Origin of the sequence: Polynucleobacter sp. MG-Unter2-18 (assembly GCF_018687675.1) — a bacterium.
In the GTDB taxonomy this organism is placed as follows: Bacteria; Pseudomonadota; Gammaproteobacteria; order Burkholderiales; family Burkholderiaceae; genus Polynucleobacter.
The window spans coordinates 553,461-566,586 of the sequence record NZ_CP061302.1; the positions used below are offsets into that span (position 1 = coordinate 553,461).

Sequence of the window (13,126 nt, forward strand, 5' to 3'; positions counted from 1 at the left end):
TTTTAGTTACCGCTAAAGCTTCTGCGTTGACCGCCAGTTTTGGGTTTAGCAAAACGTGGACCAGCAGACGGACGTGAGTCACCAGAGCGATTGCCACCGGCTGGGCGTGAGTCGCCAGAACGCGTAGGGCGTGAATCAGCAAAACGATTGCCGCCAGCAGGACGTGAGTCACCAGATGGACGGGAGTCACCAGCAGGACGGGAATCACCAGAGCGAGATTCGAAATGATTGCCAGAGCGATTACCACCGCCTCCGCCACCAGAACGAGACTCTGAGCGAGCACCAGAACCATAACGACCACCACCGCCACCAGAGCGATTACCGCCACCAAAGCCACCACCAGAGCGACCGCCGCCTGGACGACCGCCACCACCACCAAAGCTAGGCTTAGCTTGTGGCTCGAGGCCAGCGATCACTGAAGCAACGATATCTTGCTGTGTAAAGCGTTCGATATTACGAATTTTGGCGCGATCACGATGTTCAACCAAAGTGATAGCAACACCATTGCGACCAGCGCGACCTGTACGACCGATGCGGTGCGTGTAGTCTTCCGGTTTCATTGGCAGGCCAAAGTTAATCACGTGGCTAATACGTGGCACATCAATACCGCGAGCTGCTACGTCAGTTGCAACCAAGATCTTGGTATGACCTTTGCGGAGTGACTCAAGACGACGCATACGTACTGCCTGAGGCATGGCACCATGTAAGGCGCTAGCTTCGTAACCATTAGCACGCAAGGTGTCAGCAATTTTTTCGCTTTCAATTTGAGTGCTTGCAAACACAACTGCTTGATCCAAAGAGGCATCAGCCAAAATGTGCTCGAGCAGTTTATGCTTGTGTGACATGCTGTCAGCCCAATGCAGCTTTTGTTCAATGTTCGCGTGCTTCTCGCCAGCATGAGCCAGCTCAATACGCTTAGCATTAGTAGTTAACTCATTAGCTAAAGACATAATCTTTGGCGCAAAAGTTGCAGAGAACATCAAAGTTTGGGTGCGACTAGCGCAACGCTTATCAATTGCCTCGAGATCATCAGCAAATCCCATGTCGAGCATGCGATCGGCTTCGTCAATTACCAGTTGCTTTACATCATCTAGGCGAATTGCTTTGCTGTCTGTCAGATCGAGTAAACGACCAGGAGTTGCAACAACTAACAAGGCGCCTTTCAGTGCTTGGATTTGCTTGCCGTAAGGCATGCCACCCATGACGGTTGCAATGCGAATGCCTTTCATGCCGCGAACTAAGTTCACTGCATCAGCGGCAACTTGTTGAGCTAATTCACGAGTAGGGCAGAGCACTAGTACTTTAGGCTGTGCGCGACCTGGAACAGGTGATCCGTTTGGATTGTCCTCAATGAGTTGATTAATCAAAGGCAATAAGAAGGCTGCGGTTTTACCGCTACCAGTTTGGCTGCTGACCAATAAATCACCACCAGCGAGAGCGGCAGGAATAACCTGAGCTTGCACTTCAGTAGCTTGGGTATAACCCAGTTCAGCAACGTTTTTAAGGAGTGGCGCCGCGAGGGCGAAATTCTGGAATTCTGTTCCAGTAGGATTGGTTTCTTTAGAAAAAGTCATGCTGTTACACATCCCGTTAATGGGATGTCTCCGTGTATACACTCTCTGTTTTTTATTGAGTGTGATGGTCAAAGGCATCGACCATCAGACAGGCGGCAGCGCGTTTTGTAAATTCGGTGTTTATGACTTCTAAACGATGCGCTGAAATATAGCTGGGGGGCGATGAATCAAATTGCTTTAAAAAGCTTCTAATTATGACATTTTAAGGAGCCCATTACAAGGGTTTTCCCGAATTTAATTATGATTAGGTGATGAATTGGTTTATTACGCCCTCAAGCGTTGGCATTGTTGATTTCCCTGCATACCTTGTGGGTGTCATTTTTACGATCTTATTTCCCGGCCCAAATTCCCTGTATGTACTGGCGATTGCTTCGGTAAAGGGATGGCGCGCTGGTGCGTGGGCATCCGTAGGCATTTTTATTGGCGACGCTATCTTGATGATCGGCATCGCCTTAGGTGCTGCAACTTTACTGAACTCATCGCCATCCACATTCAATATCTTGCGTTTGTTTGGCGTCGCTTATCTGGCGTGGATGGGATATGGTTTTATTCGGAGTGGCCTGGCGCGTTGGCACGGCACTCAAGTACTGGTATCAGGAGATAGTCAGTCTCATTACTTAAGTACCCTACATCCAGCAATAGCTGCACTGACTTTATCTTTAACTAATCCTAAGGCAATCTTTTTCTTCGTCTCATTCTTTGCGCAGTTTATTCAACCGGAGTATGCGCATCCAGTGCATACCTTTTTATACCTAGCTCTGGTATTGCAAATAGTGAGCATGACCTACTTAATAAGCCTCATCTTTGCTGGGCAATTTTTTCTCAGCTTCTTTAATCGTCACCCTCACTACGCCGCAGCTCTTTGGTTTCTAGTTGGAGCTCTGCTAATTGGCTTTGCTGGAAAGCTACTACTCTATTGATAAGCCTTGATCAGGGATTATTTGAGCCAACGCAATAAGCGCTCAACACCTTTACCGTAGGGTGGTCTTGCTAACTGAGTGCCACGTAAAAAAGGAAGACCAAATAAACCGCGCACCTCTAAAACAGATTTGCGATGACTAAATGCCTCAAAACCTGCTTTGCCATGGTAAGCGCCCATACCGCTTGCGCCGATGCCCCCAAAGGGTAAATCTTCCACAGCAGCATGCAAAAGGGTGTCATTGATTGTGACGCCACCAGAGCGAGTTTCTTTTAAAACGCGCTTCATTGCTTCTTTATTTTTACCAAACCAGTACATGGCTAATGGCATTGGGCGCTCATTAATATATCGGATGATTGAATCGATATCGTTGATTGTCACGATTGGCAGAATGGGGCCGAATACCTCTTCTTGCATGATCAGCGCACTCTCAGAAACATTTAAGAGTGCTACTGGAGTAAATGGCAGTCCAGTATTGTTCGTTGGCGAAATCAGTGGAATTGCTTGTGCACCATGATCTATTGCATCTTGAACGAGTTTTTGCCAGCGTGCTAGCTGCTGCTCATCAATCGGGCCAGTGAACTCTTCTGGGTTGGAAAATTGGTTTTGCGCAGCATTCTGCAGCTCTTGAATAAATGCATTGCAATCACTTTCGCGAATAACGGCGTAATCCGGCGCAATGCAAGTTTGTCCGCCATTCACTAACTTGCCATAAATGATGCTAGCAGCTGCCTCTTTGAGCTTCGCTGAGGAGTCAACAATTGCTGGAGACTTGCCGCCCAGCTCTAAAGTAATTGGGGTTAGATGATCTGCTGCCGCACGCATGACCTTTTTTCCAATATCTCCGGAGCCTGTAAAAAATAGATGATCAAAAGGGAGTGCTGCAAAAGATTCTGCAACCTCGGTACCGCCAACGCTTACGCAAAATTCGATTGGGTGAAAATATTCTTGAATCAAAGTTGCCAAGAATCCAGAGGTGCGAGAACTTCTTTCTGACGGCTTTAGCCAAACGCGATTACCTGCTGCAAAAGCAGCGATCGCTGGCAAAAGTGCTAGTTGTACTGGGTAATTCCAGGGACTCATGATGCCCACGACACCCATAGATTGCATTTGTGTCCAAGCGTGAGATGAACCCAAAAATCCAGGCGTTGGCACTAGCTGCGGCTTCATCCACTCTTTTAGATTCTGACGAACATGTTTGCAAGCTTGATAAATTATTTGAAACTCAAGAAGTCGACTCTCAGTGGGGTGGCGAGTACCAAAATCTGCAGCCAACACTTTGCAGATTTTTTCTTCATTGGCGGCAATCATTCGCTCAATACGCCCAATCCGCTCAAGGCGAACCTGTAGGGAGGGGTTCGGTTCCGAGGCATAAGCTGCCTTGATTTCGTCTAATTGAATTGTGAAGCGGTTTATCGGCATGAGGTTTTATGTAGAGCAAGCAAACGATTGAATAAGGCATTAGGATAAAGCCATGAACGAAACTATTCTCAAAAATCACCCAACTCTCGAGCGCGCTACTTTAGGCGGTGGCTGTTTCTGGTGTCTGGAGGCGGTTTACCAGCAAATTTCCGGCGTAAGTGCTGTGGTTTCAGGGTATGCGGGAGGGGCAATGCCAAATCCGGACTATGACTCCATTTGCACTGGCCAAACAGGACATGCTGAAATCGTCGACATTTACTTTGATCCGGCGGTAGTGTCCTATCGTGATTTATTAGAGATCTTCTTTGTAATTCATGATCCAACTACTTTGAATTATCAAGGCAATGACCGTGGAACCCAATACCGTTCGGTGATCTTTACTCACGGTGATAGTCAAGCTACAACTGCCCGTGAAATAGTCAAAGAGTTAGAGAATGCGAAGATTTACTCCAATCCAATAGTGACTCAAATTGATGCGGCGCCAGTTATTTACCCAGCTGAGGAATATCACCAGAATTATTTTCGTCAGCATCCGGGGCAGGGCTACTGTATGGCAGTCGTTGCTCCTAAGTTGGCAAAATTCAGAGCAAAGTTTCAATCTCTGATTGCGCCAGAGTTTCGGTAGAAAAACTGGGTTAAACGTAATCCAATCTTTTAGGGTGCCAAGCGAGTAATCCGCCATTGAGCGCCATCGAGTTGATAGTGAATACGGTCATGTAAGCGTGAAGGACGGCCTTGCCAGAACTCAATCTCAGTAGGTTGTAGGCGGTATCCTCCCCAGTGCTCTGGGCGTGGCGGCTTGTCTCCAAAGTCTGCTGCAAAACGCTTTTCAGCTTCCTCAAGAAACTCGCGATTGGGAATTTCGGAGCTTTGTGGTGAAGCCCATGCCCCAATTCGAGATGCTGCTGGTCGGGAGTGAAAGTATTCATCGCTCTCGGCAGGACTAACGCGCTCAACGATTCCTTTGATGCGAACCTGACGTTCTAGCTCGTGCCAATGAAACAACAAGGCAGCGTGTGGGCGAGCAGCCAGTTCTTTACCCTTTTGACTTTCGTAATTGGTAAAGAAGGTGAAGCCAGCACTATCCGCACCTTTTAGTAAGACAATACGGGCTGATGGATTGCCCGCAGAATCTGCAGTTGCCAAAGTCATGGAGTTGGGTTCGGGACACTCCGCTTTCACGGCCTGATCAAACCAAACTTGAAATAAGTCCAGTGGATTTGGTGAAACCTCAGTCTCTGAAAGCTGACCGAAAGTGTAGTTTTTGCGAAGTTGAGCAATGGAGTCCATTATTTCAGTATAAAGAGAGTCTATGGCAGAAGACAAGGTAGAAGACAGTTTGGGAGATCGTCGTTTTGGGGGTGTAGCTCGTCTATATGGTCCAGAGCTGCGTGAGCGTTTTCGTCATGCGACAGTGGTAGTGGCAGGATTAGGTGGAGTGGGGTCATGGGCTGCTGAGGCATTAGCTCGTACTGCCATCGGACATCTCGTCTTGATCGATTTTGACCACATTGCCGAAAGCAATACCAATCGTCAACTGCATGCCTTGGAGGGTGAGTTTGGTAAGGCAAAAGTACAGGCTATGACTGATCGCATTCGCCAAATTAATCCTGAAATCATGCTGACTACCCATGATGCGTTTTTGGAGCCAGAAAATCTAGATATCTTGATTCCAGAAAATGCGATTGTTTTAGATGCGACTGACTCAGTGCAAATCAAGATTGCTTTGGCTGTGTGGGCGAACAAAAATGAGCGTGCTCTGGTGATGTGCGGTGCAGCCGGTGGAAAGTCAGATCCTACTTCTGTGCGCTGCGATGATCTTTCGCGAACTGAGCAAGATGCCTTGTTAGCAAAGGTGCGTCAAGGCCTTAGACAGGATCACGGCTTTTCTAGAAATTTGAAAAGAAAAATAGGTATTCGCGCAATTTATTCTCATGAGCCACGCGCGGGGGCTGCTAGTGGTGGTCTTGCCTGCTCTGGTTATGGATCTACCGTGATGGTTACGGCAGCTTGTGGTTTAGCCGCTGCTGCTGAAGTTTTAAATCTTATTGCTGCTCAGCAAGTAATTTTTTCAAATCCATCTATGAATCCTTAAGGGGAATCCCTGTAGGAAATTACGGATTCTGCTGTCATCCCAAATTTATTAATAGCCTATTAAGCCTACGCTGATATAGAACGCTCATTTATTACGCATCATATTTATTTGCTTAAGTACTTTTCGCACTCTCATCCCCTAGTGTAGATGCGCAGTCCTCCCTAGACTTTGCCTCGTTGGTGATTTGCCAATGACAAATTGAAAGGAGGTCTCTTTTGCAGACTGAACAAACTGGTTTACAGCGCCACCTCAAAGTGCGGCATATTCGCCTCATGGCTTTGGGGTCCACTATTGGCGTTGGATTATTTCTAGGCTCGGCAAGTGCGATTCAAATCGCAGGACCTTCAATTTTGTTGGGATATCTGCTGGCTGGCATCGTAGCCTTCATCGTGCTTCGCAACTTGGGTGAGATGGCGGTGCATGAACCAGTTGCTGGTTCATTTGCAGCTTATGCCAATACCTACGTAGGACCGCTTGCCGGCTATATGGTCGGGTGGGGTTACTGGACCTACTGGATCGTCGTTGGAATAGCCGAAGTCACCGCGGTTGGCATTTACATGGGGATTTGGTTTCCTGAGACGCCGCAGTGGATCTGGGCTTTATCTTCCATTTTGATGATGGGTCTAATAAATCTCATTGCTGTCAAAGTATTCGGTGAGTTTGAATTTTGGTTTGCCCTTATCAAAGTGGTTGCCATTGTTGCCATGATTGCCTTAGGTGGTTCAGTCATTTTCTTTGGCTTTACTAATGACTGGAATCCTATTGGTCTTGCCAACTTATGGCAGCACGGTGGCTTCTTCCCTAATGGCATTAGTGGGATGTTGCTCTCTTTGCAGATGGTCCTGTTTGCCTATGTTGGCATTGAGATGATTGGTTTATCTGCTGGTGAAGCGGAGAATCCACGCAAAACTATTCCGATGGCGATTGATTCATTGGCATGGCGCATCTTAATTTTTTATATGGGCGCGATTTTTGTCATTCTAGCGATCTTCCCTTGGAATGAGGTTGGCCAACAGGGCAGTCCATTCGTGGTGATGTTTGAGCGAATTGGTTTACGCGAAGCGGCTGGAATCATTAACTTCGTAGTCATCACTGCTGCCTTGTCATCTTGTAATGCCGGCATTTTTAGTGGTGGTCGACTCCTTTACGCACTCTCAGTCAATGGGTACGCACCTTCGCCATTTGCCAAGTTGTCAAAGTATGGTGTTCCACATCGTGCGGTGATGGCTACCGTAGCAGTTTGTATGACTGGCGTAGTGCTGAACTACTTTGTTCCAGATAAAGCATTTCAATACATCATGGCCGCAGTGACCTTTGTTGGTTTGATGGTGTGGATTGCTATTTTGATCACGCAAATTCAGTTTCGACGCTCGCTTTCAAAAGCCCAGGTTGCAGAGTTGGCATATCGCACACCTTGGTGGCCCTATTCCTCGTGGTTCGCATTGGCATTTATCGCCCTAGTAGTGGTGTTGATGGGCTTTCATGAGGATGCACGGATTGCCTTGGTCTTAGGTCCGTGCTTATTAGGTGTGTATCTCGCCATGTTCTACATCGTTGGCTTGCATCGCAAAACAAAACTGAGTCGTGAATTCAAATAAGGAGACATAAATGATTATTGGCGTACCTCAAGAAGTAAAAAATAATGAATTTCGTGTTGGCTTGACCCCAGGCAATGTGAGGGGTTTATGTAAGCAAGGTCATTCTGTTTTAGTGCAACGTGGGGCAGGTGAGCAAATTGGCTTGAGCGATGAGTCCTATCGTCTTGCTGGTGCTACATTAATTAATAGTGCTGCTGAAGTTTTTGCAAAGGCAGAGATGGTGGTCAAGGTAAAAGAACCTCAGCCACAGGAATGTGCGATGTTGCGTGAGGATCAAATTCTCTTTACCTATTTACACCTAGCACCAGACCCGCAGCAGACTAAAGCATTGCTCGCATCAGGTGCAAGTTGTATTGCTTATGAAACCGTAACCTCGTTTAATGGCGCATTACCACTCCTAGCCCCGATGAGTGAAGTTGCGGGCAGGATGTCTATACAAGCAGCCGCTACGCATCTAGAAAAAACAAATGGAGGCTTAGGTATCTTGATGGCGGGTGTGCCCGGAGTGGCGCCTGCAAAAGTGGTGATATTGGGAGCGGGAGTTGTAGGGCGCAATGCTTTGCAAATGGCAGTTGGGATGGGTGCAGATGTTTGCATATTTGATCGTAATATTGATTGCTTAAGACAGATTGACATACTTTATGGCAATCGTGTGAGAACCTTTTATGCTGATCCACTTTTAGTCGAGCTCGAGGTTTGTGAAGCAGATGTGGTCATTGGCGCCGTATTGTTACCTGGTGCTGCAGCCCCAAAACTGGTAACACGCGAGATGGTACGCAAAATGAAGGTGGGTGCGGTAGTAGTAGACGTAGCGATTGACCAAGGCGGATGTTTTGAGACATCTAAACCTACTACACATACTGACCCTACCTTTATTGTGGATGGTGTGCTGCACTACTGTGTAGCGAATATGCCTGGTGCAGTTGCAAGAACTTCTACCTTTGCTTTGACGAATGCAACTTACCCCTTCATTGAAGCCCTGGCAAATCGGGGTATGGTGAAGGCGTTGTCGCACGATCATCATTTACGCAATGGTTTAAGTGTGCACCGAGGTCAGCTCACATCCGAGCCAGTTGCTAAGGCGCAAAGAGTGGATTTTGTATTGGCGGAAGAGTTATTGGCTGCCTAATGGTTTGATTGCAGCCTTATAGTGGAGTGTCTTGGGGGTCTAGACTCCCAAGCTTTCCTCTATCATCCTAAGAATGGACTTATCTGCATTAGCACTTTCTACTGGTGTCGTCGCTCTAGCGGAGATGGGTGATAAAACCCAATTACTCTCTATGATGTTGGCTGCGCGCTATCCAAAGCAGGTGCTCGCTATTATTGGTGGGATATTCATTGCAACAATTGCTAATCATGCGTGTGCGGCTTTACTGGGACATTGGCTCACTACTTTTATGAGTCCAGATCTGCTCAAGTGGATTTTGGGCTTAAGCTTTTTGGGAATAGGTCTCTGGCTCTTGGTGCCTGATCATATTGATGATGCAGCTGGATCAAAAGTAGCCGATCGAGCTTTTCAGGTATTTATGCTGACGGTCGGACTCTTTTTCTTAGCTGAGATGGGAGATAAGACCCAAATCGCTACGATCGCCTTGGGTGCAAAATATCCCGATGTCTTTTCTGTGACGGTTGGCACTACTTTGGGGATGATGCTGGCGAATGCCCCAGCAGTTTGGGTTGGGCAAAAATTCACCAATCGTATGCCCATTCAGTGGGTACATGCGGTAGCAGCTATCACCTTCATCGCTATTGGTATTGCTACCCTTATTTGGGGTTAGGTCGAATTTTTCCATGGGGCTTAAAATTACCCTATGAAAACTGATCTGCCACAGAGCTTTCGCAGGCTCGAATACCGCGCTTCCAATTACACCTTTTCACAAGTTGATCTAGATATTGCTTTAGATCCCGCTAGGACAATAGTGAAGAGTCGCCTAGAAGTTCTGCCTGGCCCTAGTCATGAGGCTGGTACACCTTTAGTACTGCAGGGCTATGAACTTGAATTCGTGAGTTTGCGCATCAATTGTGAAGCCCATCGCCAGTTTGAACTTAATCCAGAAACACTGACTATCCACGCTTTGCCGAATGAGGGTAAGCAAGCTTTCATTGTTGAGATCATCTGCGTATGTGTACCTGAGAAAAATACCTCGCTCATGGGCTTATATGTTTCCAATGGGAATTTCTTTACCCAGTGCGAAGCGGAGGGATTCAGAAAGATTACGTACTTCCTCGATAGACCTGATGTGATGGCGCGTTATCGCGTCACTCTTCGTGCTCGTGAGTCAGAATGCCCAGTGTTGTTATCGAACGGCAACCTAATTAGTGCTGAAAAATTACCGAATGGTTGGCATAGCGCTGTTTGGGAGGATCCGTTTCCAAAACCATCTTATTTGTTTGCCTTGGTTGCCGGAAAACTGGAATGCATAGAAGAAACCATCACTACAGGCAGTGGTGCAAAAAAGTTATTACAGATTTGGGTTGAGCCGCATGATTTGAAAAAGACCCGTCACGCAATGGATTCTTTAATTGCCTCAATTCGTTGGGATGAGAAAAGCTATGGCCTTGAGTTAGATCTGGAGCGCTTCATGATTGTGGCGGTGGGTGATTTCAATATGGGCGCGATGGAAAACAAGGGTCTGAATATTTTCAATACTAAGTATGTCCTGGCTCAAGCAGATACTGCAACTGATGCCGACTTTGCCAATATCGAAAGCGTTGTAGCTCATGAGTACTTCCATAACTGGACCGGCAATCGAGTTACCTGTAGGGATTGGTTTCAGCTTTCATTAAAAGAGGGTTTAACTGTATTTCGCGATCAAGAGTTCTCTGCAGATCAGATGGGGACTGAGTCTGGTAAAGCAGTAAAGCGCATTGAAGATGTGCGCTTATTGCGTCAACTACAGTTTCCAGAAGATGCGGGGCCAATGGCACATCCAATTCGTCCAGACGAATACCAAGAGATCAATAATTTCTACACCGTCACTGTGTATGAGAAGGGCGCGGAAGTAGTGCGGATGTATCAAACTCTATTAGGTGTTGAGGGTTTCCGTAAAGGCATGGATTTATACTTCCAGCGTCATGATGGTCAAGCAGTTACCTGTGATGATTTCTTGGCTGCCATGGCTGATGCCAATGGCCGCGATCTTTCCCAGTTTAAAAACTGGTACAGCCAGGCCGGCACTCCTCAGGTCAAGGTGGAGGAATTCTATGATGCGGACAAAAAACAATATCAAGTGACTTTGACGCAAAGCCCTTCAGCAAATACAGCGCACAAAGATGGCAAGCTTTTTCACATTCCATTGAAGATGCGTTTACTAACATCTGAAAATGACCAGCTTGAAACTTTGTTGGAGTTAACGCAAGGTCAGCAAGTCTGGACTTTTGATCAGGTGATGAGCCGTCCAGTGTTATCGATTAATCGCAATTTCTCAGCTCCGATTAATTTAGATTTTGATCAAAGCGAAGCTGATCTGCTCACTATGTTCTCAAGTGATGATGATGCCTTTAATCGCTGGGAGGCTGGCCAGAAACTCGCAATGCAAATGATTCTAGGTAATCGCTTGCCTGATCAAGTTTTGATTGAGGCTTATCGCACTTTACTAACTGATCCGAACTTAGATCCTGCATTCAAAGAACTGGCACTGACTTTACCTGCCGAGACTTATCTGTATGAGCAGTGCGCGAGTGTTGATCCGCAGAAAATTTATGAGGCACGCCGCGATTTCCGCCGCGTCATTGCCAGCGAGTTGCGTATCGAGTGGGCAGCACTCTATCAGCAGATGCAAACGCCAGGACCATTTAATCCAGATGCAGCAAGCGCTGGTAAGCGCGGCTTAAAGAATCTGGCATTGAGTATGTTGCTTGAAGCGGACCCTTTGATCTGGGCGCCTATGGCAGTCAATCAGTATCAGAATGCCGACAACATGACTGATCGATATGCTGCTTTAGCTGGCTTAGTCATTCATGGATCAAAATCAGCGACTGCTTGTTTGGAGGATTTTTATAGCCGATTTGCTGACGATGCTTTAGTCATTGATAAATGGTTTGCATTGCAATCGAGTAGACCCCCAGTTGTAAATGCTGAATCGACATTGAATGAAGTCAAGCGTTTACATGAGCACGAAGCCTTTAAGATGAATAATCCCAACCGAGTTCGCAGTGTCATTCATGCTTTTTGCATGAATAATCCTGCTAGCTTTCATCAGGCGGATGGCAGTGGTTATGCATTTTGGGCTGAATCCGTTCTGGCCTTAAACCTCATCAATCCTCAGGTTGCTGCTCGTTTAGCTAGGGGATTGGATCGCTGGCGTCAATTTGCCAAGCCTTACCAAGACCATATGCTGGCAGCCCTAAAGCAGGTTGCGGCTTGCGAAACCCTCTCTCCAGATGTGAAAGAGGTGGTTTCAAAGGCTTTGGGTAATTAATCGATTCAGAACAAGGCAAAATAGAGCCATTGCAGAACCAACCACATTTCGGAGAAATTCCTTTTGAGCGCTTCAAGCACCTTTAATACTAATTTCAAGCAATACCTGACATCCGCCAAGGTGAAGGATGCTGGCATACCCGCTGGCTTACAAGAACTGTTGTTAGCAGTTGCACATACTTGCTCAACCCTGAGTCATGAGGTCGCACAAGGCGCTTTAATTGGCTTATTAGGCTCTGCTGGCACCGGCAATGTCCAAGGTGAAGTTCAGCAAAAACTGGATGTGATTGCCAATGACTTACTAATTGATGGTGTGCAGGGATGTAAATCTCTGGCCGGTCTGGCTTCTGAAGAAATGGAATTACCACTCCCAGTTCAGGGTACTGGTGACTACTTGCTATTGTTTGATCCATTGGATGGTTCGTCAAATATCGATGTGAATGTATCTATCGGTACTATTTTCTCTGTACTGAAGAAGCAGGATCCTACGGCCCCATTACAAACTTCAGATTTCTTACTATCAGGCCGCCATCAAGTGGCCGCAGGTTATGTTGTCTACGGCCCGCAAACAACCATGGCATTAACGTTGGGCGAAGGCGTAGTAATGTTTACGCTCAATAAAGTGACTGGTGAATTCATCTTAATTAAGCATGCGGTTGAGATTGCGCACTCAACGAAAGAGTTTGCCATCAACATGTCAAATATGCGTCACTGGGCTGAGCCTGTGCGCCGCTATGTAGATGAGTGCTTAGCAGGTGTCAGTGGTGAACGTGATAAAGATTTCAACATGCGCTGGATTGCGTCCATGGTTGCCGATGTTCACCGCGTCTTATCGCGTGGCGGTATCTTCATGTATCCATGGGACCAACGTGAACCTCATAAGCCAGGCAAGTTACGCCTCATGTATGAAGCTAATCCCATGAGCTTTTTAGTAGAGCAGGCTGGTGGTGCATCAACTAATGGTGATCAATTAATTATGGACATGATTCCTACAGAATTACATGAGCGTGTCTCTGTCATGCTGGGGTCTAAAGAAGAGATTGAGCGCTTACAGCATTACCATTCTCAGGTATAGGTGTTCGTCTCAACCTGAGCTAG

The 13,126-nt window shown here is 46.8% G+C and carries 11 protein-coding genes; 8 read left to right on the forward strand and 3 right to left on the reverse strand.

Going from position 1 to position 13,126, the window contains the following annotated elements; genetic code table 11:
- Positions 1 to 2: 2 nt before the first annotated feature.
- Positions 3 to 1,574, reverse strand: coding sequence for a DEAD/DEAH box helicase (locus C2759_RS02970; RefSeq protein WP_215356189.1), 1,572 nt, complete (start codon positions 1,572 to 1,574; stop codon positions 3 to 5).
- Between the two features lie 251 nt (positions 1,575 to 1,825).
- On the opposite strand from C2759_RS02970, the gene leuE reads away from it, so the two are divergent.
- Positions 1,826 to 2,494: a leucine efflux protein LeuE gene (leuE, locus tag C2759_RS02975; protein ID WP_215356191.1), complete on the forward strand. Its 669-nt coding sequence runs from the start codon at positions 1,826 to 1,828 to the stop codon at positions 2,492 to 2,494.
- A 17-nt stretch (positions 2,495 to 2,511) separates the two neighbouring features.
- Here leuE and C2759_RS02980 read toward each other — a convergent pair whose 3' ends face one another.
- Positions 2,512 to 3,915, reverse strand: coding sequence for an aldehyde dehydrogenase family protein (locus C2759_RS02980; protein ID WP_251367008.1), 1,404 nt, complete (start codon positions 3,913 to 3,915; stop codon positions 2,512 to 2,514).
- A 52-nt stretch (positions 3,916 to 3,967) separates the two neighbouring features.
- Between C2759_RS02980 and msrA the strand changes: the two genes are divergently transcribed.
- Positions 3,968 to 4,540: a peptide-methionine (S)-S-oxide reductase MsrA gene (msrA, locus tag C2759_RS02985; RefSeq protein WP_215356193.1), complete on the forward strand. Its 573-nt coding sequence runs from the start codon at positions 3,968 to 3,970 to the stop codon at positions 4,538 to 4,540.
- Between the two features lie 29 nt (positions 4,541 to 4,569).
- On the opposite strand, the gene pdxH is transcribed toward msrA, so the two are convergent.
- A complete protein-coding gene (pdxH, locus tag C2759_RS02990; RefSeq protein WP_215356194.1) occupies positions 4,570 to 5,205 on the reverse strand; it encodes a pyridoxamine 5'-phosphate oxidase in 636 nt (211 codons plus the stop codon).
- Positions 5,206 to 5,227: 22 nt separating this feature from the next.
- Here pdxH and C2759_RS02995 point away from each other — a divergent pair, with 22 nt between their 5' ends.
- From C2759_RS02995 to C2759_RS03020, 6 genes are all read left to right on the forward strand, one after another.
- Entirely contained in the window at positions 5,228 to 6,010 is a 783-nt protein-coding gene (locus tag C2759_RS02995) for a ThiF family adenylyltransferase (RefSeq protein ID WP_215356196.1), read from the forward strand.
- A gap of 272 nt (positions 6,011 to 6,282) precedes the next feature.
- Positions 6,283 to 7,608, forward strand: a complete 1,326-nt coding sequence (locus C2759_RS03000) for an amino acid permease (RefSeq protein ID WP_305849437.1) — start codon at positions 6,283 to 6,285, stop codon at positions 7,606 to 7,608.
- A 10-nt stretch (positions 7,609 to 7,618) separates the two neighbouring features.
- Positions 7,619 to 8,737, forward strand: coding sequence for an alanine dehydrogenase (gene ald / locus C2759_RS03005; protein ID WP_215356200.1), 1,119 nt, complete (start codon positions 7,619 to 7,621; stop codon positions 8,735 to 8,737).
- Between the two features lie 73 nt (positions 8,738 to 8,810).
- A complete protein-coding gene (locus C2759_RS03010; RefSeq protein WP_215356202.1) occupies positions 8,811 to 9,386 on the forward strand; it encodes a TMEM165/GDT1 family protein in 576 nt (191 codons plus the stop codon).
- A gap of 33 nt (positions 9,387 to 9,419) precedes the next feature.
- Positions 9,420 to 12,029, forward strand: coding sequence for an aminopeptidase N (gene pepN / locus C2759_RS03015; protein WP_215356203.1), 2,610 nt, complete (start codon positions 9,420 to 9,422; stop codon positions 12,027 to 12,029).
- A 63-nt stretch (positions 12,030 to 12,092) separates the two neighbouring features.
- Positions 12,093 to 13,103, forward strand: coding sequence for a class 1 fructose-bisphosphatase (locus C2759_RS03020; protein WP_215356205.1), 1,011 nt, complete (start codon positions 12,093 to 12,095; stop codon positions 13,101 to 13,103).
- Positions 13,104 to 13,126: the final 23 nt, after the last annotated feature.

Coding starts and splice junctions, on each gene's coding strand:
- leuE (WP_215356191.1), top strand. CDS start 1,826: ATGAATTGGTTTATTACGCCCTCAAGCGTTGGCATTGTTGATTTCCCT.
- C2759_RS03000 (WP_305849437.1), top strand. CDS start 6,283: ATGGCTTTGGGGTCCACTATTGGCGTTGGATTATTTCTAGGCTCGGCA.
- C2759_RS02980 (WP_251367008.1), bottom strand. CDS start 3,915: ATGCCGATAAACCGCTTCACAATTCAATTAGACGAAATCAAGGCAGCT.
- pdxH (WP_215356194.1), bottom strand. CDS start 5,205: ATGGACTCCATTGCTCAACTTCGCAAAAACTACACTTTCGGTCAGCTT.
- C2759_RS02995 (WP_215356196.1), top strand. CDS start 5,228: ATGGCAGAAGACAAGGTAGAAGACAGTTTGGGAGATCGTCGTTTTGGG.
- C2759_RS03010 (WP_215356202.1), top strand. CDS start 8,811: ATGGACTTATCTGCATTAGCACTTTCTACTGGTGTCGTCGCTCTAGCG.
- msrA (WP_215356193.1), top strand. CDS start 3,968: ATGAACGAAACTATTCTCAAAAATCACCCAACTCTCGAGCGCGCTACT.
- ald (WP_215356200.1), top strand. CDS start 7,619: ATGATTATTGGCGTACCTCAAGAAGTAAAAAATAATGAATTTCGTGTT.
- C2759_RS02970 (WP_215356189.1), bottom strand. CDS start 1,574: ATGACTTTTTCTAAAGAAACCAATCCTACTGGAACAGAATTCCAGAAT.
- pepN (WP_215356203.1), top strand. CDS start 9,420: ATGAAAACTGATCTGCCACAGAGCTTTCGCAGGCTCGAATACCGCGCT.